The sequence below is a fragment of the Pseudomonas gingeri genome, assembly GCF_013385425.1.
Taxonomy (GTDB): Bacteria; Pseudomonadota; Gammaproteobacteria; order Pseudomonadales; family Pseudomonadaceae; genus Aquipseudomonas; species Aquipseudomonas gingeri_D.
In genome coordinates this window covers 41,750-62,145 of record NZ_JACAQA010000009.1, presented here as the reverse complement: position 1 = coordinate 62,145, position 20,396 = coordinate 41,750, and the positions used below count along the sequence as shown (strand labels likewise).

At 63.5% G+C, this 20,396-nt stretch carries 21 protein-coding genes; 15 read left to right on the top strand and 6 right to left on the bottom strand.

Translation table 11 applies throughout. From position 1 onward, the window contains the following. Positions 1 to 127: 127 nt before the first annotated feature. On the top strand, positions 128 to 1,717 hold the full coding sequence (locus HX830_RS13945; RefSeq protein ID WP_152736671.1) for an ABC transporter substrate-binding protein: 1,590 nt from the start codon (positions 128 to 130) through the stop codon (positions 1,715 to 1,717). Between the two features lie 62 nt (positions 1,718 to 1,779). Here HX830_RS13945 and radC read toward each other — a convergent pair whose 3' ends face one another. After that, positions 1,780 to 2,454 carry a RadC family protein gene (gene radC, locus HX830_RS13940; RefSeq protein ID WP_177100793.1) on the bottom strand — a complete coding sequence of 225 codons (675 nt, stop codon included), beginning with the start codon at positions 2,452 to 2,454 and terminating at the stop codon, positions 1,780 to 1,782. 134 nt (positions 2,455 to 2,588) lie between these two features. On the opposite strand from radC, the gene coaBC reads away from it, so the two are divergent. The 4 genes from coaBC (at position 2,589) to argB (ending at position 7,893) form a co-directional block, all read left to right on the top strand. After that, positions 2,589 to 3,797, top strand: coding sequence for a bifunctional phosphopantothenoylcysteine decarboxylase/phosphopantothenate--cysteine ligase CoaBC (gene coaBC / locus HX830_RS13935; RefSeq protein WP_100942177.1), 1,209 nt, complete (start codon positions 2,589 to 2,591; stop codon positions 3,795 to 3,797). 5 nt (positions 3,798 to 3,802) lie between these two features. Then, positions 3,803 to 4,258, top strand: coding sequence for a dUTP diphosphatase (dut, locus tag HX830_RS13930; RefSeq protein WP_100942178.1), 456 nt, complete (start codon positions 3,803 to 3,805; stop codon positions 4,256 to 4,258). A gap of 1,267 nt (positions 4,259 to 5,525) precedes the next feature. Beyond that, positions 5,526 to 6,923 carry a phosphomannomutase/phosphoglucomutase gene (locus HX830_RS31905; RefSeq protein ID WP_218171296.1) on the top strand — a complete coding sequence of 466 codons (1,398 nt, stop codon included), beginning with the start codon at positions 5,526 to 5,528 and terminating at the stop codon, positions 6,921 to 6,923. 64 nt (positions 6,924 to 6,987) lie between these two features. Beyond that, positions 6,988 to 7,893, top strand: a complete 906-nt coding sequence (argB, locus tag HX830_RS13920; RefSeq protein WP_103497890.1) for an acetylglutamate kinase — start codon at positions 6,988 to 6,990, stop codon at positions 7,891 to 7,893. 135 nt (positions 7,894 to 8,028) lie between these two features. Here argB and HX830_RS13915 read toward each other — a convergent pair whose 3' ends face one another. Together HX830_RS13915 and pyrE are read right to left on the bottom strand one after the other, a co-directional pair. Continuing rightward, positions 8,029 to 8,586, bottom strand: coding sequence for a DUF4124 domain-containing protein (locus tag HX830_RS13915; protein WP_177100789.1), 558 nt, complete (start codon positions 8,584 to 8,586; stop codon positions 8,029 to 8,031). A gap of 36 nt (positions 8,587 to 8,622) precedes the next feature. Then, positions 8,623 to 9,264: an orotate phosphoribosyltransferase gene (pyrE, locus tag HX830_RS13910; protein WP_152736668.1), complete on the bottom strand. Its 642-nt coding sequence runs from the start codon at positions 9,262 to 9,264 to the stop codon at positions 8,623 to 8,625. 83 nt (positions 9,265 to 9,347) lie between these two features. On the opposite strand from pyrE, the gene HX830_RS13905 reads away from it, so the two are divergent. Then, on the top strand, positions 9,348 to 10,127 hold the full coding sequence (locus HX830_RS13905; RefSeq protein WP_003176915.1) for an exodeoxyribonuclease III: 780 nt from the start codon (positions 9,348 to 9,350) through the stop codon (positions 10,125 to 10,127). Between the two features lie 222 nt (positions 10,128 to 10,349). Here HX830_RS13905 and HX830_RS13900 read toward each other — a convergent pair whose 3' ends face one another. Beyond that, complete coding sequence (locus HX830_RS13900) at positions 10,350 to 10,718, bottom strand: DUF4870 domain-containing protein (protein WP_103497885.1); 369 nt, start codon at positions 10,716 to 10,718, stop codon at positions 10,350 to 10,352. A 34-nt stretch (positions 10,719 to 10,752) separates the two neighbouring features. Then, positions 10,753 to 11,475 (bottom strand): ribonuclease PH, encoded by a 723-nt coding sequence (rph, locus tag HX830_RS13895; protein ID WP_103497884.1) that lies wholly within the window; start codon positions 11,473 to 11,475, stop codon positions 10,753 to 10,755. A 318-nt stretch (positions 11,476 to 11,793) separates the two neighbouring features. Between rph and HX830_RS13890 the strand changes: the two genes are divergently transcribed. From HX830_RS13890 to HX830_RS13865, 6 genes are all read left to right on the top strand, one after another. Beyond that, complete coding sequence (locus tag HX830_RS13890) at positions 11,794 to 12,657, top strand: YicC/YloC family endoribonuclease (protein ID WP_103499223.1); 864 nt, start codon at positions 11,794 to 11,796, stop codon at positions 12,655 to 12,657. A gap of 12 nt (positions 12,658 to 12,669) precedes the next feature. Then, on the top strand, positions 12,670 to 13,290 hold the full coding sequence (gene gmk, locus HX830_RS13885; protein WP_103499222.1) for a guanylate kinase: 621 nt from the start codon (positions 12,670 to 12,672) through the stop codon (positions 13,288 to 13,290). Between the two features lie 167 nt (positions 13,291 to 13,457). Further along, positions 13,458 to 13,721: a DNA-directed RNA polymerase subunit omega gene (gene rpoZ / locus HX830_RS13880; RefSeq protein ID WP_103499221.1), complete on the top strand. Its 264-nt coding sequence runs from the start codon at positions 13,458 to 13,460 to the stop codon at positions 13,719 to 13,721. Between the two features lie 60 nt (positions 13,722 to 13,781). Next, on the top strand, positions 13,782 to 15,887 hold the full coding sequence (spoT, locus tag HX830_RS13875; protein ID WP_103499220.1) for a bifunctional GTP diphosphokinase/guanosine-3',5'-bis pyrophosphate 3'-pyrophosphohydrolase: 2,106 nt from the start codon (positions 13,782 to 13,784) through the stop codon (positions 15,885 to 15,887). A 37-nt stretch (positions 15,888 to 15,924) separates the two neighbouring features. Next, complete coding sequence (locus tag HX830_RS13870; RefSeq protein WP_040071713.1) at positions 15,925 to 16,305, top strand: RidA family protein; 381 nt, start codon at positions 15,925 to 15,927, stop codon at positions 16,303 to 16,305. Positions 16,306 to 16,391: 86 nt separating this feature from the next. Continuing rightward, positions 16,392 to 17,126 carry a hypothetical protein gene (locus tag HX830_RS13865; RefSeq protein ID WP_103499219.1) on the top strand — a complete coding sequence of 245 codons (735 nt, stop codon included), beginning with the start codon at positions 16,392 to 16,394 and terminating at the stop codon, positions 17,124 to 17,126. Between the two features lie 2 nt (positions 17,127 to 17,128). On the opposite strand, the gene HX830_RS13860 is transcribed toward HX830_RS13865, so the two are convergent. Further along, positions 17,129 to 17,986: an SDR family oxidoreductase gene (locus tag HX830_RS13860; RefSeq protein WP_177100787.1), complete on the bottom strand. Its 858-nt coding sequence runs from the start codon at positions 17,984 to 17,986 to the stop codon at positions 17,129 to 17,131. 192 nt (positions 17,987 to 18,178) lie between these two features. Between HX830_RS13860 and exbB the strand changes: the two genes are divergently transcribed. The 3 genes from exbB to HX830_RS13845 are packed head-to-tail and all read left to right on the top strand — an operon-like array spanning position 18,179 to position 20,343. Beyond that, positions 18,179 to 19,165, top strand: coding sequence for a tonB-system energizer ExbB (gene exbB / locus HX830_RS13855; protein WP_177100786.1), 987 nt, complete (start codon positions 18,179 to 18,181; stop codon positions 19,163 to 19,165). A gap of 6 nt (positions 19,166 to 19,171) precedes the next feature. Further along, entirely contained in the window at positions 19,172 to 19,597 is a 426-nt protein-coding gene (gene exbD / locus HX830_RS13850; RefSeq protein ID WP_177100784.1) for a TonB system transport protein ExbD, read from the top strand. Continuing rightward, positions 19,594 to 20,343, top strand: a complete 750-nt coding sequence (locus tag HX830_RS13845) for a TonB family protein (protein ID WP_177100781.1) — start codon at positions 19,594 to 19,596, stop codon at positions 20,341 to 20,343. Before exbD ends, HX830_RS13845 begins: the two co-directional genes overlap by 4 nt. Positions 20,344 to 20,396: the final 53 nt, after the last annotated feature.

Here is a 20,396-nt window from a genome sequence, read left to right as displayed (position 1 = left end):
CGGGGGAAGCAGGCAAACTGAAAAATCCGCTAAAAACGGGATAGTCAATTACCGTCCATACCTCTAGGGTAGGACTTTTCCAGACTGCACTCGCAGATGGGACAACGACCTGCAAAGGATACTGAATATGCGTCTCGCTGCCCTACCGCTATTGCTCGTCCCCTTCCTCGGGGTGTCGGCCCAGGCCGCCAGCACCCTGAGCGTCTGCACCGAAGCCAGCCCCGACGGGTTCGACGTGGTGCAGTATAACTCGCTGAGCACCACCAATGCCTCGGCCGACGTGCTGATGAACCGCCTGGTGGACTTCGACGCCGACAGCGGCAAGCTGGTGCCCAGCCTCGCTGACAGCTGGACCGTGTCCGACGACGGCCTGATCTACGAGTTCAAGCTGCATCCGGGGGTGAAATTCCATCACACCGACTACTTCAAGCCGACCCGTGACCTGAGCGCCGCCGACGTGCGCTTCAGCTTCGAACGCATGCTCGACCCGGCCAACCCGTGGCACCAGATCGCCCAGAGCGGCTTCCCCCACGCCCAGTCGCTGCAACTGCCGAGCCTGATCAAACGAATCGAGGCGGTTGATCCGCTGACCGTGCGCTTCACCCTCGACCACCCCGACTCGACCTTCCTCGCGGCCCTGAGCATGGGCTTCGCCTCGATCTATCCGGCGGAATACGCCGACAAGCTGATGGCCGCGGGCACCCCGGAAAAACTCAACAGCCAGCCCGTCGGCACCGGCCCGTTCGTGTTCGGCCGGTTCCAGAAAGACGCCTCGATCCGCTACAGCGCCAACCCGGACTACTTCGCCGGCAAGCCGGCGGTCGACAACCTGGTCTTCGCCATTACCCCCGATGCCAACGTTCGCCTGCAGAAGCTGCGGCGCAACGAATGCCAGATCGCGCTCTCGCCCAAGCCCCTGGATGTCACGGCTGCCAGTAAAGAGCCGACGCTCAAGGTGGAAAGAACCGCGGCCTTCATGACCGCTTTCGTCGCCATCAACAGCCAGCATCCCCCCCTGGACAAACCGGAGGTGCGTCAGGCGATCAACCTCGCCGTCGACAAGACCAGCTACCTCAAGGCCGTGTTCGAAGAAACCGCCGAGGCCGCCAACGGGCCGTACCCGCCCAACACCTGGAGTTACGCCAAGGACCTGCCCGGCTACGCCCATGACCCGGAAAAAGCCAAGGCCCTGCTGGCCAAGGCCGGGTTCAAGGACGGTTTCCAGACCACCATCTGGACACGTCCGTCGGGTAGCCTGCTCAATCCCAACCCGAGCCTCGGTGCCCAGCTGTTGCAAGCCGATCTCGCCGAAGTCGGCATCCAGGCGCAGATCCGCGTGATCGAATGGGGCGAACTGATCCGCCGGGCCAAGGCCGGTGAGCACGACCTGCTGTTCATGGGCTGGGCCGGCGACAACGGCGACCCGGACAACTTCCTGACCCCGCAATTCTCCTGTGCGGCGGTGAAATCGGGCACCAACTTCGCCCGCTACTGCGATGCGGGCCTGGACAAGCTGATCAGTGCCGGCAAGACCACCAGCGAGCAAGGGGTGCGCAGCAAGCTGTACGAGCAGGCCCAGGCGCAGATCCAGCAACAGGCGCTGTGGGTGCCGCTGGCGCATCCGACGGCCTTCGCCTTGCTGCGCAAGAACGTCCAGGGCTATGAAGTGAGTCCGTTCGGGCGGCAGGATTTTTCCAAGGTCAGCCTCAAGCCTTGAAACCGGCACACCCTGTGCAGGAGCCGGCTTGCCGGCTCCTGCAGGGGATCGTTCCCGGACCGCTACATCCAGCCCCGCTCCATCATCGACAAGGGCTCGCCCTCGCCGACGATAAAGTGATCGAGCACCCGCACATCGACATATTCCAGTGCCGTTTTCAGCCGCTTGGTCAGCACGTGATCAGCCTGGCTGGGCTCGGCAACCCCCGAAGGGTGGTTGTGACACAGGATCAACGCCGCCGCATTGTGCGCCAGCGCCCGCTTGACCACCTGCCGAGGATAGACACTGGTGTTGTCGATGGAGCCGTGAAACAGCGGCTCGAATGCCAACACCCGGTGCTTGCTGTCGAGAAACAGGCAGGCGAACACCTCATGGGGCTCATGACGCAGCATCGCCTTGAGGTAATCGCGGACCGCCCGCGGGCTTTCCAGCACCGAGTCGCGGCGCAGGCGCTCGGCCAGATGCCGTCGGGCCATCTCCAGCACCGACTGCAATTGCGCGAACTTGGCCGGCCCCAGGCCCAACTGGCGACCAAACGCCTGCTGGTCGGACTCCAGCAGATTGCGCAGGCTGCCGAACCGACTCAACAGGTGCCGGGCCAGGTCCACCGCGCTCTTCCCGGAAACCCCGGTACGCAGAAAGATCGCCAGCAACTCGGCGTCCGACAGGCTCGCCGCCCCCTGCTCCAGCAATTTCTCCCGGGGCCGCTCCGCCGCCGGCCAATCACGAATACTCATTCCACCTCCCTGTCCTTGTGGCGCCGCTGTTCCCTGGCGGTCGCTGTGTTATCTTAGCCCATCATTTTTACCCCTGATCTGGCCTGGGGAGGCGTCGTCAGGGGGTCGCCATCACCGGACTAAAAGGCAGGTCTATGCAGCGGCTGTATCGGAAACGCATCGTTCTCGGCGTCGGCGGCGGCATTGCTGCCTACAAGAGCGCCGAGCTGGTTCGCCGACTCCTCGACCAGGGCGCCGAAGTGCGCGTGGTCATGACCCGTGGCGGCAGCGAGTTCATCACCCCCCTGACCATGCAGGCGCTGTCCGGGCATCCGGTGCACCTGGACCTGCTCGACCCGGCCGCCGAAGCCGCCATGGGCCATATCGAGCTGGCGAAATGGGCCGACCTGGTGCTGATCGCCCCGGCCACCGCCGACCTGATCGCGCGCCTGGCCCAGGGTATCGCCAACGACCTGCTGACCACCCTGGTGCTCGCCACCGACGCCACCGTGGCCATCGCCCCGGCGATGAACCAGGCCATGTGGCGCGACCCGGCCACCCAGGCCAACACCCAATTGCTGCAAAGCCGCGGCCTGAAAGTCTTCGGCCCGGCCTCCGGCAGTCAGGCCTGCGGCGACGTCGGCCTGGGGCGCATGCTCGAAGCCACGGACCTGGCGCAATGCGCCGCCGATTGCTTCCAGCACTTGGCCATGACCGGCAAACACGTGCTGATCACCGCCGGCCCGACCCAGGAAAACATCGATCCGGTGCGCTACATCACCAACCACAGCTCCGGGAAAATGGGCTTCGCCCTGGCCGAAGCCGCGGTGGAAGCCGGTGCCCGGGTGACCCTGATCACCGGCCCCGTGCACCTGCCGACCCCGGACCGGGTGACCCGCATCGACGTGGTCAGCGCCCGCGACATGCTCGCCGCCTGCGAAGCGGCCATGCCTTGCGACCTGTTTATCGCCTCGGCAGCGGTCGCGGACTACCGCCCGGAAGTCGTTGCCCCGCAAAAACTCAAGAAAGACCCTACGAACGGCGACGGCCTGCTGCTGCAGATGGTGCGTAACCCGGACATCCTGGCCACCATCGCCAGCCGCGCCGACCGCCCGTTCAGTGTCGGTTTCGCCGCCGAAACCGAACATCTGCTCGACTACGCCGCGCGCAAGCTCAAGGACAAGAACCTCGACCTGATCGTCGCCAATGACGTGGCCAACCCCAGCATTGGCTTCAACAGCGAGGAAAACGCCTGCAGCGTGATCGACCGCGAGCTCCACGCGACGCTGTTTGCCCAGACCAGCAAAGGCAAGATTGCCCGCCAGCTGGTTTCCTTTATCGCCGAACGACTGAACCAGGTTTAATTTTCATGCACGCTTTGCAAGCCAAGATCCTCGACCCACGCATCGGCGGCGAATTCCCGCTGCCGCAGTACGCCACGCCCGGCTCCGCCGGTCTCGACCTGCGCGCCATGCTCCAGCAGGACACCGTACTGGAACCGGGCCAGACCTTGCTGATCCCCACCGGCCTGTCGGTGTACATCGGCGATCCAGGCCTTGCGGCCCTGATCCTGCCGCGCTCCGGCCTGGGTCACAAACACGGCATCGTGCTGGGCAACCTGGTGGGCCTGATCGACTCCGACTACCAGGGCGAACTGATGGTGTCCTGCTGGAACCGTGGCCAGACCGCCTTCAACATCGTCGTCGGCGAACGGATTGCCCAGCTGGTGCTGGTGCCGGTGGTCCAGGCGCACTTCGAACTGGTTGAAACCTTTGACGAAAGCCAACGCGGTGCCGGCGGCTTCGGGCATTCGGGCAGCCATTGACCTAAGCTGGTCCAGGCCCGGTCCGAACGGTGCGCGTTGAATTTCAGGATGACCCTCTCGGAGGCAGTATTTGAAAGGCTTCAAGCGCAGTGCAAAGACCGCCGGCGGTCATGAAAGCAACGGCCATGCGCCTCCAGGCGACGCCACCAGGCCCCTGTTACCGGGATTGCAGATTGCCTTGGGCGGGTTGGCCCTGGCCGCCGCGCTCCTGTGGTTTGGCGTAGTCGCGCCCTGGAACCAGGCGCTGCGCGGCAGCCTGGTGCAGACCCCGGGTGCCGTCGCGGCCGCGGGCCTGAGCCAGGCCAGCAGCGACCTGATCGCCCAGACCGAGGCAACGGCCCTTGATCCTTCGCTGCTCAAGGCCCTGCAAAGCCAGAACGCCGACCAGGTCAAGGCCGCGGAAGCCGGCTTGCGCTTCGCCAGCGGCCTGGTGGACGCGCAACTCTACCTGCCCGGCCAGGCCCAACCGAGCAATGACCGCGCCGCGCCGCTGAATTTCTCGGCGCTGGACCTGATCACCCGCGCCGAGCGCGGCACCCGACCCGCACCGGAAGCCTACAAGATCGGCCAGCGCTGGCTGGTCTACAGCGTGGCCTCACTCAAGGCGCCCGCCGCCACCCAAAGCAGCGGCACCCTGCTGCTGGTCTTCGACCTGCAACGCCTGCTCCAATCCCTCAGCACATTCCACCCGGAGACCGGCGAACTGCGCCTGACGCAGAGCGTCCTCGGCAGCCCGGAACAGGTGCTGGACCAGCGCGGAACGGCGGCAACCGACGAAATCGTTGCCTTTGGTACCGGCAACCCCAACTGGACGCTGAAATTCAGCCCAGGCCCCTCGCTCAAACTGTCCTATCCCCTGAGCGCCTACGCCCTGACAGCCCTCGCCGCCCTGCTCGCCCTCGGCGGCGTCCTGCTGGGCACCTACCTGCCGTACAAACGCCTGCGGAACCGTCTCGACGGCGATGCCCGACAGCTGGAGCAACTGTTTCGCGAACTCTCCGGCGGCAAAGCCGTCAAAGCCTTCAGCTTGAGCCTGCCGGCCCTCAATGGGCTGGCCCAGGAACTGGCGCGCTTTTCCTTGCGCAATGGTCATCCCGAGCCTGTCGGCAGTGATCCAGGCACCGCGATCCGCAGCGCCCCCGCGCCGATCCAGTCCACGACGCCAAGTACCGTCTGGGCCGATCCGCTGTTCCAAGACACCGACATTCTCGATATCGATATTCTCGACGAACACCAGGATTTCCTGGGAACGGAGCCCCCCCACACCATGAACAGCACCGCACCTGCCATCCCGAGCTTCCCTGACAGCATCTTCCGCGCCTACGACATCCGTGGCACGGTCCCGGAGACCCTGAACGGCGAAACCGCCTACTGGATCGGCCGCGCCATCGGCGCCCAGAGCCTGGCCCAGGGCGAGCCCAACGTGTCGGTCGGCCGTGACGGTCGCCTGTCCGGGCCGGAGCTGGTCCAGCAGTTGATCCAGGGCCTGCACGACAGCGGCTGCCACGTCAGCGATGTCGGCCTGGTGCCGACCCCGGCGTTGTACTACGCCGCCAACGTGCTGGCCGGCAAGTCCGGGGTGATGCTCACCGGTAGCCACAACCCGTCGAACTACAACGGTTTCAAGATCGTCATCGCCGGCGACACCCTGGCCAATGAGCAGATCCAGGCCCTGCACACCCGCCTCAAGACCAACGACCTGAGCAGCGGCAAGGGCAGCGTCGAGAAAGTCGACATCCTCACCCCGTACTTCGAGCAGATCCGCAACGACATCGTGCTGGCGCGGAAACTCAAGGTGGTGGTCGACTGCGGCAACGGCGCCGCCGGGGTCATCGCTCCCAAGCTGATCGAAGCCCTGGGCTGTGAAGTGATCTCGTTGTTCGAAGAGGTCGACGGCCACTTCCCCAACCATCACCCGGACCCGGGCAAGCCCGAGAACCTGGTGGACCTGATCGCCAAGGTCAAGGAAAGCCATGCCGACCTGGGCCTGGCCTTCGACGGCGACGGCGACCGCGTCGGCGTGGTGACCAACACCGGCAGCATCGTCTTCCCCGACCGCCTGCTGATGCTGTTCGCCAAGGACGTGGTGGCGCGCAACCCTGGCGCGGACATCATCTTCGACGTCAAGTGCACCCGCCGCCTGACGCCCCTGATCCGCGAATACGGTGGTCGCCCGGTGATGTGGAAAACCGGTCACTCGCTGATCAAGAAAAAAATGAAGGAAAGCGGCGCCCTGCTCGCCGGCGAAATGAGCGGCCATATCTTCTTCAAGGAACGCTGGTTCGGTTTTGACGACGGTATCTACAGCGCCGCGCGCCTGCTGGAGATCCTCAGCCAGGAGAAATCCAGCGCCGAGGAGCTGTTCGCGACCTTCCCGAACGATATTTCCACGCCGGAAATCAATATCAATGTGACCGACGAGAGCAAATTCAGCATCATTGATGCACTGCAACGCGACGCCGACTGGGGCGATGCCAACCTGACCACCATCGACGGTGTGCGGGTCGACTATCCCCAGGGCTGGGGCCTGGTCCGCGCTTCCAACACCACCCCGGTGCTGGTGCTGCGTTTCGAAGCCGACACAGACGCCGAACTGCAGCGCATCAAGGACGTGTTCCACGCCCAATTGAAACGTGTTGCACCTGATCTCCCACTACCGTTCTGACCTCTGGACGGTGTAAAAGCGTAGTCTTTGCACCGTCCGACCACTTGTTCCACCGGAGCCCTGAATGACCCTCGAACGCGATGCCGCTGCCAATACCGCCAAGGTTCTTTCCGAAGCGTTGCCTTACATCCGCCGATACGTCGGCAAGACGCTGGTGATCAAGTACGGCGGCAACGCCATGGAAAGCGAAGAGCTGAAAACCGGTTTTGCCCGCGACATCGTGTTGATGAAAGCGGTGGGGATCAACCCGGTGGTGGTCCACGGGGGAGGCCCGCAGATCGGTGACCTGCTCAAGCGCCTGTCCATCGAGAGCCACTTTATCGACGGCATGCGCGTGACCGACGCCCAGACCATGGACGTGGTGGAAATGGTTCTCGGCGGCCAGGTGAACAAGAGCATCGTCAACCTGATCAACCGTCACGGCGGCAGCGCCATCGGCCTGACCGGCAAGGACGCCGAGCTGATCCGTGCGAAAAAGCTCACCGTGACCCGCCAGACCCCGGAAATGACCCAGCCGGAAATCATCGACATCGGCCAGGTCGGCGAAGTGGTCGGGATCAACACCGATCTGCTGAACCTGCTGGTCAAGGGTGACTTCATCCCGGTGATCGCGCCGATCGGCGTGGGTGCCAATGGCGAGTCCTACAACATCAACGCCGACCTGGTGGCGGGCAAGATCGCCGAGGCCCTGAAGGCCGAGAAGCTGATGCTGCTGACCAACATTGCCGGCCTGATGGACAAGGAAGGCAAGGTCCTGACCGGTCTGAGCACCACCCAGGTGGATGGACTGATCGCCGACGGCACCATCTATGGCGGCATGCTGCCGAAGATCCGTTGCGCGCTGGAAGCGGTACAGGGCGGGGTTGGCAGCTCGCTGATCATCGACGGTCGCGTGCCGAACGCGGTGCTGCTGGAGATCTTCACCGATACCGGCATGGGCACCCTGATCAGCAATCGCAAGCGTCACTGATCAAGCCGAAGCACGGACTCGAAAACGCAATACCCCCTGTAGGAGCCTGGCTTGCCAGGCTCCTACAAGGATCGCGTCAGCCGTCGCTACGAGCGAAGGTCAAGGCAGTATTTACAGGCTCGCGCCGACCACACCTCAGCGCGTCAACTGCTCCACCCGCGCCCGATCCACCGCGAAGTCCTGCTGCGCCTGGACCCGTGCCGCCTGGTAGCGGGCAATATCGGCCCTCATCCGCGCCTGCTCATCCCGCAGCCCCGCGAGTTGCCCGAGCAATTGCGGCGGCACCTCGTGCCCCGCCCGCTCCTGCTCCGCCGCCTGGCCTTGCAAACTGGCCTGCTGCGCCAACAAGGCGTTGAGGTTGGTCTGGATACTCGCAATCATTGCGTCCAGCTCAGCGAGTTTCCGAGCCTGGGCCTTGTCGACCTCGCCGACGCTGGAATAACGCTGCAACAGCTGCGCATTGGCATCGGCCTGGGCTTTCTGCGCCTGCAAGCGCGCCAACTCCTCGGCCGTCGGCGCCGGCGCAATCGTCTGCACCACCCGACCGCGCGAGTTCAGCACCTGATAACCCTTGCCCGCGTACTCCGGCGGCACCTGGCGGTCGAGCACCGTGACGCCCTTGCCGTCGACATAGCGATACAACAGCACGCCGGATGCGTCCTCGGCCTGAACGGCAAAGGACACACAGAGCATCAGGGGCAACCACCGATACCCACGGCGCAAGGGAGGTCAGATTCCGTATTGCGCGCGATAAGCCTCAACCGCAGGCAAATGCTGCTTGAGCTGCTCATCGTCGGCCAGGAACTGCAGGACCTGGGTCAGGGAAACGATGCTGACCACCGGGATCGCGAAGTCACGCTCGACTTCCTGGATCGCCGACAGCTCGCCATTGCCGCGTTCCTGGCGGTTGAGTGCGATCAGCACGCCGGCAGGCTTGGCGCCCTGGGCCTGGATGATCTGCATCACTTCACGGATCGCGGTGCCGGCGGTGATCACGTCGTCGATGATCAGCACATCGCCGGCCAGCGGCGCGCCGACCAGGCTGCCGCCTTCGCCGTGGGCCTTGGCTTCCTTGCGGTTGAAACACCAGGGCAGATCACGCCCGTGATGCTCGGCCAGGGCCACGGCGGTGGCCGCCGCCAAGGGGATACCCTTGTAGGCCGGGCCGAACAGCACGTCGAACGCAATACCGCTCTCGACAATCGCCGACGCATAGAAACGCCCCAGCTGGGCCAGGGCCGAACCGCTGTTGAACAGACCGGCATTGAAGAAGTAAGGACTGGTACGTCCCGACTTCAGGGTGAACTCACCGAAGCGCAAAACCCCGCGATCGATGGCAAAACGAATGAAGTCGCGTTGATACGCCTGCATGAAAAAAGCCCCAAATACCACGGATTTAGCTAATTAGGTAGACCTTGGGGTATCATACACGCACGTGATTTTTGGGGCCATTTATGCGGATCATCAGTGTGAACGTCAATGGTATTCAGGCCGCAGTCGAGCGTGGTTTGCTCAGTTGGCTGCAAGCTCAGAATGCCGACGTCATCTGCCTGCAGGACACCCGCGCCTCCGCCTTTGAACTGGACGACCCAGCCTTCCAACTGGATGGCTACTTCCTTTATGCCTGCGATGCCGAAGTCCCCGCCCAGGGTGGCGTGGCTCTGTATTCGCGGTTGCAACCGAAGGCTGTCATCAGCGGTCTCGGTTTCGAGACGGCAGACCGCTACGGGCGCTACCTGCAAGCCGATTTCGACAAGGTCAGCATCGCGACCTTGCTGCTTCCCTCGGGGCAGAACGGCGATGAAGACTTGAACCAGAAGTTCAAGCTTATGGACGACTTCGCCCGCTATCTGGATAAACAGCGGCGCAAACGTCGCGAATACATCTACTGTGGCTCGCTGTACGTCGCGCAACAGAAGCTGGATATCAAGAACTGGCGCGACAGCCAGCAATCCCCGGGTTTCCTGGCGCCGGAACGGGCCTGGATGGACGAGATTGTCGGCAACATGGGTTATGTCGATGCCCTGCGCGAAGTCAGCCGCGAAGGCGACCAGTACAGCTGGTGGCCGGATAACGAACAGGCCGAGATGCTCAACCTCGGCTGGCGTTTCGACTATCAGCTGCTGACCCCGGGCCTGCGCCGTTTTGTCCGTAGCGCACGCCTGCCGCGCCAGCCGCGTTTCTCGCAGCACGCGCCGCTGATCGTCGACTACGACTGGACCCTGACCATCTAAGGGTCTTTTCGCAGTGACAAAAAAGCCGACTTCGCGTCGGCTTTTTTGCGTGTCGCCGCTGGATATGGCGGTGCCTGTGCGGCCGTCTTCGCGGGCAAGCCCTGCTCCTACAGTTCGCCGTCGAGCACAAAATCTGTGTACGACACAATACTGTAGGAGCAGGGCTTGCCCGCGAATAGGCCCTCAAAAGCGCCACAAACCTCGCAGGAACAGCACCAGGACCTACTTGATCGGCCGCCAGGTGAAGGGATAGCGGTAAGCCACGCCTTCATTGGCCTTGACCCCGGCAATGATGGTCAACACCACCGCCGCGATCACCAGCAAACCGAACAGCGGAATGCCGATCAGCACGAACATCAGCGGGATGCAGACCATCGCCGCAATCGCCACGGTGATCTGGAAGTTCAGCGCTTCCTTGCCCTGGGCGTCGATAAACGGATCCTGCTCGCGCTTCATCTGCCACAGGATCAGCGGCCCGATCAGGCTGCCGAACGGAAACCAGTAGCCGAGAAACGCCGACAAATGACAGAACATCGCCCATTGCCTGACTTCCTGGCTCGGTGTCGGTACGGGTAATTGCTCGTCACTCATGGCGCTCTCCTTATGCTGGTAACAGTTCGAATCCTCAGTCGGCCAAGGTGGCGTTCTGCAATTCGAAGATTTCGTTCATGCCTTTCTGTGCCAATGCCAGCATCGCGTTCAGGTCTTCCGGCTGGAACGGCGCGCCTTCGGCTGTGCCCTGGACTTCGATGAAACCACCGGTGCTGGTCATGACCACGTTCAGGTCGGTCTCGGCGGCCGAGTCTTCCAGGTAGTCCAGGTCGAGCACCGGCTCGCCCTGGTACATGCCCACCGATACCGCGGCGATCATCTGCTTGAGCGGGCTACCGCCCTTCAGGCCGCCACGCTTCTTGATCACTGCCAAAGCGTCGACCAGCGCGACCATGGCACCGGTGATGGACGCGGTGCGGGTGCCGCCGTCGGCCTGGATCACATCGCAGTCGACATACAGGGTCACATCGCCCAGCTTGGACATATCCAGCGCGGCGCGCAGCGAACGGCCGATCAGGCGCTGGATCTCCAGGGTCCGGCCGCCTTGCTTGCCGCGGCTGGCCTCACGCTGGTTACGCTCGCCGGTGGCGCGCGGCAGCATGCCGTACTCGGCGGTCAGCCAACCCTGGCCCTGGCCCTTGAGGAAACGCGGCACACCGTTCTCGACGCTGACCGTGCAAATCACTTTGGTATCACCAAACTCGACCAGTACAGACCCCTCGGCGTGTTTGGTGTAGTTGCGGGTGATGCGGATCGAGCGAAGCTGATCGGCAGCGCGACCACTTGGACGTTTCATTGGGAATACCTGTACGAGGACGGAAATCTACTGGGCATTATAGAGGCCAGGGACTGCGCTGGGCACCTCTAAATACCTCATGCCACCCGCCGACCCTGTAGGAGCGAGCTTGCTCGCGATGGACGTCAACGATAACGCGGGAAACCTGATACCCCGCGGTGCCTGGACTACCATCGCGAGCAAGCTCGCTCCTACGGGGGGTTTGGGGGCAGCGCCCGCACTGCGCTACAATCCTGCGCCTTGCTGCCCGTCGGCTTTAATTCATTCATCGGTATTGCCCGCCCAAACGGCGGCGAACCTGAATCGCGAGGTACTTCCATGGTCCACAGCATGACCGCCTTCGCCCGCGTCGAAAGCGCCGTCAGCCAGGGCACCCTGAGCTGGGAGCTGCGCTCGGTCAACAGCCGCTACCTGGAACCCCACCTGCGTTTGCCGGAATCCTTCCGCGACCTCGAAGGCGCGGTTCGCGAAGCCCTGCGCCAGGGCCTGTCCCGGGGCAAGCTGGAATGCACCCTGCGCTTTACCGAGGAAACCACCGGCAAGGCCCTGCAGATCGACCGCGAGCGCGCCACCCAACTGATCGCCGCCGCCGAAACCGTCGCCGGCCTGATCAAGCAGCCCGCCGCGCTGAACCCGCTGGAAGTGCTCGCCTGGCCCGGCGTGCTGGTGGCCGACGCCAGCGACCCGCAGGCCCTGAACAACGAAGCCTTGGCCCTGTTCACCCAAGGCCTCGAGGAACTCAAGAACGGCCGCCAGCGCGAAGGCGCGGAGCTGGCCCGCTTGATCGTCGAGCGCCTGGACGCCATCGAAGGCGATGTCGCGACCCTGCGCGAACAGGTTCCGCAGATGCTCGCCACCCAGCGCCAGAAAGTCCTCGACCGCTTCGCCGACATGAAAGCCGAGCTGGATCCGACCCGCCTGGAGCAGGAAATGGTCCTGCTGGCGCAGAAAAGCGACGTGGCCGAAGAACTCGACCGCCTCGCCACCCATATCATCGAAGTCCGCCGGGTCCTCAAGTCCGGCGGCGCGGCCGGCCGACGCCTGGACTTCCTGATGCAGGAACTCAACCGCGAAGCCAACACCCTCGGCTCCAAGGCCTTCGACCCGCGCAGCACCCAGGCGGCGGTCAACCTCAAGGTGTTGATCGAGCAAATGCGCGAACAAGTACAGAACATCGAGTAAGGCTAACCCGACATGACCCACAGCACTGGCACCCTCTACATCATTTCCGCACCGTCGGGCGCAGGCAAGACCAGCCTGGTCAAGGCCCTGATCGATGCCGAGCCGCAGATCCGCGTCTCGGTCTCGCACACCACCCGCGCCATGCGCCCGGGCGAAGCCAACGGCGTGAACTACCACTTCGTCGACCGCGCCGAGTTCGTGCGGATGGTCGAGCACGGTGATTTCCTCGAGCAGGCGGAAGTTTTCGGCAACCTCTACGGCACCTCCCAGAGCCACCTGCAACAGACCCTGGACGAAGGCCACGACCTGATCCTGGAGATCGACTGGCAGGGCGCCGAACAAGTACGTCGGCAAATGCCCGCGGCCCGCTCGATCTTTATCCTGCCGCCGAGCCAGCAGGCCCTGCGCCAGCGCCTGACCAACCGTGGCCAGGACAGCGACGCGATCATCGAAGGGCGGATGCGCGAAGCGGTCAGCGAAATGAGCCACTACGTCGAATATGATTTCCTGATCATCAACGACGATTTTGCCCACGCACTGGACGATCTGAAGGCGATTTTCCGCGCCAATCGCTTGCAACAGCTGCCCCAACAGCAACATTTCACTCAGCTCTTGAGTGAATTACTGGCATAAGCAACACTTCCCAAAAGCGCCGCGAGGGCTTTACATTGGTACTCGTAGCGCGTTGGTGAAGCGACCGGGAAAATCAGCGCTTCCCTAAACGCTGGTGATTTTTTAAACTGTTCAGTCCGCTCGCCCATCCGGGTAGCGTGATTACCGCATTTGCTACGAGGAACACCATGGCCCGCGTAACCGTTGAAGACTGCCTAGAACATGTGGCTAACCGTTTTGAGCTGGTCATGCTCTCCACCAAGCGCGCTCGTCAACTGGCGACCGGCGGCAAAGAGCCGAAGCTGGCGTGGGAAAATGACAAACCAACCGTAATGGCCCTGCGGGAAATCGCCGAAGGCTACGTGACGGACGCGTTCATCGCTGAACAGGATATCGTCCATGAAGACCCGGTCTTCGCCGCCTTCGAGGACGAGTCCAACGAGGCCGTCTAAGCCTATGCCTGGTCGACGTAGCACGGCGCAGGGTACAAGGCTTCGGCCGGGGGAAACCTCATGCCGAGCATAGACGCCCTCGCCGATCGCTTATCGACCTACCTCGGCGCCGACCAGGTCAACCTGGTCCGCCGGGCGTACTTCTACGCCGAACAAGCCCATGACGGTCAACGCCGTCGCAGCGGCGAAGCCTACGTCACGCATCCGCTGGCGGTGGCCAATATTCTTGCCGACATGCACATGGACCATCAGAGCCTGATGGCGGCCATGCTCCATGACGTGATCGAAGACACCGGGATCGCCAAGGAAGCGCTGCAAGCGCAGTTCGGTGAAACCGTGGCCGAACTGGTCGACGGGGTCAGCAAACTGACCCAGATGAATTTCGAGACCAAGGCCGAAGCCCAGGCGGAAAACTTCCAGAAGATGGCCATGGCCATGGCCCGCGATATTCGCGTGATCCTGGTCAAGCTCGCCGACCGCCTGCACAACATGCGCACCCTTGAAGTGCTGTCCGGCGAAAAACGCCGGCGCATCGCCAAGGAAACCCTCGAGATCTATGCCCCCATCGCCAACCGCCTGGGCATGCATGCGATCCGCATCGAATTCGAAGACCTCGGCTTCAAGGCCATGCACCCGATGCGTTCCGCACGGATCTACCAGGCGGTCAAGCGCGCCCGGGGCAACCGCAAGGAAATCGTCAACAAGATCGAAGAGTCCCTGAGCCACTGCCTGGCCGTCGACGGTATCCAGGGCGAGGTCAGCGGACGGCAGAAGCACCTGTACGGTATCTACACCAAGATGCGCGGCAAGCGCCGGGCCTTCAACGAGATCATGGACGTCTATGCGTTCCGGATCATCGTCGACAAGGTCGACACCTGCTATCGGGTCCTCGGCGCCGTGCATAATCTGTACAAACCCCTGCCCGGCCGCTTCAAGGACTACATCGCGATTCCCAAGGCCAACGGCTACCAGTCGCTGCATACCACCCTGTTCGGCATGCACGGCGTTCCGATCGAGATCCAGATTCGCACCCGCGAGATGGAAGAGATGGCCAACAATGGCATCGCCGCCCACTGGCTGTACAAGTCCAGCGGCGACGAGCAGCCCAAGGGCACCCATGCCCGGGCCCGCCAGTGGGTCAAGGGCGTGCTGGAAATGCAGCAACGGGCCGGCAACTCCCTGGAATTCATCGAAAGCGTGAAGATCGACCTGTTCCCGGACGAGGTCTACGTGTTCACGCCCAAGGGCCGGATCATGGAGCTGCCAAAAGGCTCCACGGCGGTGGACTTTGCCTACGCGGTGCACACCGATGTCGGCAACAGCTGCATTGCCTGTCGGATCAATCGCCGTCTCGCACCGCTGTCCGAACCGCTGCAAAGCGGCTCCACGGTGGAGATCGTCAGCGCCCCCGGCGCGCGCCCGAACCCGGCCTGGCTCAACTTTGTCGTCACCGGCAAGGCCCGCACCCATATCCGCCATGCCCTGAAGCTGCAACGCCGCTCCGAATCCATCAGCCTCGGCGAACGCCTGCTGAACAAGGTGCTCAACGGTTTCGACAGCGCCCTGGACAAGATTTCCGGCGAGCGCGTGCAGGCCATGCTCCACGAATACCGCCTGGAACTGATCGAAGACCTGTTGGAAGACATCGGCCTGGGCAACCGCATGGCCTATGTGGTCGCCCGTCGCCTGCTCGGCGAAGGCGAACAATTGCCCAGCCCCGAAGGGCCGCTGGCGATCCGTGGCACCGAAGGCCTGGTACTCAGCTACGCCAAGTGCTGCACGCCGATCCCGGGCGACCCGATTGTCGGCCACCTGTCCGCCGGCAAAGGCATGGTGGTGCACCTGGACAACTGCCGCAATATCAGCGAAATCCGCCACAATCCGGAAAAATGTATCCAGCTCTCCTGGGCCAAGGATGTCACCGGCGAATTCAACGTCGAGCTGCGCGTCGAGCTGGAACACCAGCGCGGCCTGATCGCCCTGCTGGCCAGCAGCGTCAATGCCGCCGACGGCAATATCGAGAAAATCAGCATGGACGAACGCGATGGTCGCATCAGCGTGGTCCAACTGGTGGTCAGCGTACACGACCGCGTGCACCTGGCCCGCGTGATCAAGAAACTGCGCGCCCTGACCGGGGTGATCCGCATCACCCGCATGCGCGCATAGCTCCCCAACGTAGCCGCCCATTACAAGGAACCCGTTCATGAGCAAGACCGTTATCAGCAGCGACAAGGCACCGGCCGCCATCGGCACCTACTCCCAGGCGATCAAGGCCGGGAACACCGTCTACATGTCCGGCCAGATTCCCCTGGACCCGAAAACCATGGAACTGGTGGAAGGCTTCGAAGCCCAGACCGTACAGGTCTTCGAAAACCTGAAGGCCGTGGCCGAAGCGGCTGGCGGTTCGTTCAAGGACATCGTCAAGCTGAACATCTTCCTCACCGACCTGAGCCACTTCGCCAAGGTCAACGAGATCATGGGCAAGTACTTCCAGCAGCCTTACCCGGCCCGCGCCGCCATCGGCGTTGCCGCACTGCCACGCGGCTCGCAGGTCGAGATGGACGCGATCCTGGTCCTCGAGTAACTGCCAGCCACGCCGCCCTCGAACAACCCCGCACTGCCTGGTGCAGCCCTCCCGCTGCGCCAGCTTCGTCTGCAAAGGATTCCACCATGCGCAAAGCGCTTGCCTTCTCGGTGTTTGCCCTCCTGCTCGGCGGTTGCGCCAGCGACCCTGCCAAATACGACATCAGCGGCACCTGGATCAACCAGGCCGCCATCGATGCCGCCGTTAAAAAGGGCAGCTTGCGCGAAGCCCTGGAGACCTACGGGCCGAACCTGGAATGGAGCATCGACACCCGTAACGGCCAGGCCCGCTACAGCAACGGTTTCGAGCGCCCCGAGGGCCATGTGCGCGCGGACGGCAAGCAGTGGCATGTCGACTTCTATGGCAGCGCCGGGACTGCGCTGGCGCGTGACGGCAAGGAGCTGATCCAGAGTGCCAGCGATTCGGAGCCTGAACAGCCATTCGTGCGGGCCCAGACCGAACTGCCGGCCAACGCGCCGGTGGGCGCCAGCTTCGAGCAGGCCTTGTACGCGGCCTACATGGGTGGCGACTGGAAGATCAGCAGTGGCCCGGGCGAAGGCGGCCAGGTGAAATTCCTGCCGGACGGACGCCTGGAAGGCTTGCCCGGTGCCGATCGCTACGCGCTGTGCCTGGCCGGCGATTGCGCCTCCATGAGCGGCGAGAACGACAGCATCTGGTTGCAGCAAGGCGGCAAGGGCGCCGCCTGGATCTTCGTGCGCAAGGGCAAGCAACTGGAAATCTTCCAGGCGTTGAACTCGGCCCAGGCCGATGAACAGCCGCAGCTCAACCCCGGTCCTCGCCAGTGGTTGCTGGAGAAGTAACCTCAGCAACGCCCCTCAAGAATCGCCGCATAACCCTCGCGGAAACTCGGATAACGCGGTGCCCAACCCAGGGCCCGCGCCCGGGCATTGCTACAGCGCTTGCTGCCGGTGCGGCGAACGCTGGCGTCCTCGGCCCACTCGGTCACCCCCAGGTATTCGCGCAACCAGCCCACCACCTCGGCCAAGGGCGCCGGCGCATCATCGACACCGATATAACAATCCTCCAACACCTTCCCGGCCCGATCAGCCTCCAGCAGAAACGCCAACAGTCCGGCCGCGTCGTCGGCATGAATCCGATTGCCATATAAAGGCGGCTCCACCGCCACCCGATAACCGCGCCGGACCTGGGTCAACAACCACTCGCGACCCGGACCGTAGATACCGGTCAGGCGCACCCGTGTCGCCGGAATGCCGCTGTCCAGCGCCACTTGCTCGGCCTCCAGCATCAAGCGCCCGGAATAACCTTCGGCTTCGGTCGGCGCAGTCTCGTCGACCCACTCACCGGTCTGCTGCACATACACGCTGCTGCTGGAGACGAACAGCAGGCGCCGCGGCTGCTGGCCCGATTGCCTGAGCCAGCTCAATACATGCCGCAACCCATCGACGTAGGCTGCTTGATAACCCGCCTCGTCGTGATCGGTCGCCGCGGCGCAATACACCAGGTAATCCAGCGGGCCACTCGGCCAGCGGTCAGGCCGCTGCTCGGCGAACAGGTCGCCCGCCACCCCGACGACACCCTCCGGCAAACGCGCGATCGAGCGGCGCAGGCCATGGACGTGCCAACCCTGGGCGAGCAACTGCGTCGCCAGGCGACTACCGACATCGCCGCAACCGGCAATCAGAACAGAAGGAGCAGACATCACGGATCTCCAGGAAAAAAGCCACAAACGAGTGCTGAAAATTGACCAGCGGTTAGCAATGGAAGAAAAAAAGAGAAGCTATTACTTTTGTTAACAAGAATTAATTGCAATAATGCACGTCCAAATGTTCTCGGCCCCACGAGGCCTGGAAGGACAAGACCCTCTTCATATCTTCTCTCAGGTCCGGCCAGCATGACACGCAATAAACGCCCCGCTTCGTCACCCCAGCCCCATAGCCCTTCGCGCGCCTGGCGCTCGACGGCGGCTTTGCTGCTCAGCCTGTTGCTGGCGCCGACCCTGACCTTCGCCGACGAAGCCCCGCCCCATGCCCCTGCGGCGACGGTCGTTCCGGCCCCGGCCGATCATGCCGCGCCTGTCGTCGCACCGACCGCCACCGTTCCAGTCCAGACCGAGAATGCCGCACCCGCCGACGATGCCGACGCGCTGCCTGCCGAGGACAACAGCCTGGGCATGGCCCACGACCTGTCACCCTGGGGCATGTACAAGAACGCCGATATCATCGTCAAGATCGTGATGATCGGCCTGGCCATCGCCTCGATCATCACCTGGACCATCTGGGTCGCCAAAGGCTTCGAACTGCTGGGCGCCAAGCGTCGCCTGCGCCGTGAGATGCTCGCCCTGAAAAAGGCCCGCACCCTCAAGGAAGCCAGCGAGACCGCCAACCAGGAGGGCAGCCTCGCCCACCTGCTGGTCCACGACGCCCTGGAAGAAATGCACCTGTCGATCAACAGCCGCGAAAGAGAAGGCATCAAGGAGCGCGTGAGCTTCCGCCTCGAACGCCTGGTCGCCGCCTGTGGTCGCACCATGAGCAGCGGCACCGGCGTGCTCGCCACCATCGGTTCCACCGCGCCCTTCGTCGGCCTGTTCGGCACTGTGTGGGGCATCATGAACAGCTTTATCGGCATCGCGAAAACCCAGACCACCAACCTTGCCGTGGTCGCGCCGGGTATCGCCGAAGCCCTGCTGGCCACTGCCTTCGGCCTGGTCGCAGCGATCCCGGCCGTGGTGATCTACAACGTCTTCGCCCGCTCCATCGCCGGCTACAAGGCCCAGGTCTCCGACGCCTCCGCCCAGGTCCTGCTGCTGGTCAGCCGTGACCTCGACCACCAGCCGCACGAGCGTTCCACGCAAGCGCCGCATATGGTGAAAGTGGGGTAATCAGCCATGGGCCTGCATTTGAACGAAGGCGGCGACGATCTCGCCGAAAACCACGAAATCAACGTCACGCCGTTTATCGACGTGATGCTGGTACTGCTGATCATCTTTATGGTGGCCGCTCCCCTCGCCACTGTGGACATCAAGGTCGACCTGCCCGCGTCCACCGCCAAACCGGCGCCGCGACCGGAAAAGCCGGTGTTCCTCAGCGTCAAGTCCGACCAGCGCCTGTTCCTCGGTGACGACGAAGTCAAGGCCGAGGCCCTGGGCCCGACCCTCGACGCCCGGACCCACGGCAAGAAGGACACGACCATTTTCTTCCAGGCCGATAAAGGCGTGGACTATGGCGACCTGATGCGCGTGATGGATGCCCTGCGCGCCGCCGGTTACCTGAAGGTCGGCCTGGTCGGACTCGAGACGGCAGCCAAGAAATGATCAATACGCGCCAAAAGCTGACGCGTTATGGCGCCAGCCTGGGCCTGGTGCTGGGCATTCATGCGGCGGCGATCATCGCCACCTTGAACTGGTCGGTGTCCAAGCCCATCGAGCTGCCGCCCCAGGCGATGATGGTCGAACTGGCGCCACTGCCCCCGGCTCCACCGCCACCGGCACCGCCCAAGGTCATCACGCCACCACAGCCGCCCGCGCCGGTGGAAGAGCTACCGTTGCCCAAGCTGGCCGAAGCGCCGAAGCCGACGATCTCGGTGCCCAAGCCGGTCAAGCCGAAACCCAAGCCGCAGCCGCCCAAGCCCCAGGCGAAGCCCGAGCCGGTGAAGGAAAAACCGACGGAAGAGAAACCTTCCGATACGCCGCCGACCAACACGCCAGCGGAGAAATCCGCGGCACCGGCGCCGGGCCCTTCGCCCCAGCAGATCGCGGCGAAAGCCAGTTGGGAAGGCACCTTGCTGGCTCACCTGAGCAAGTACAAGAAGTACCCGCCGGCTGCACAGTCACGGGGCAAGGAAGGTCTGAACCGCCTGCGCTTCGTGGTCGATGCCGAAGGCAAGGTGCTCTCGTATGAACTGGTGGGTCGTTCCGGCAACGCCGATCTGGACCGGGCCACCCTGGAAATGATCCGTCGAGCCCAACCGCTGCCCAAGCCGCCGGCCGATATGCTGACCAACGGCAGCATCGAGATCGTCGCGCCGTTCGTCTACTCCATCGACAAGCGCAACCGCTAGACACCGCAGGAGCTTGCCAGCGAAGAGGCCCCTGAGGCCGCCAAAAGCTTCGC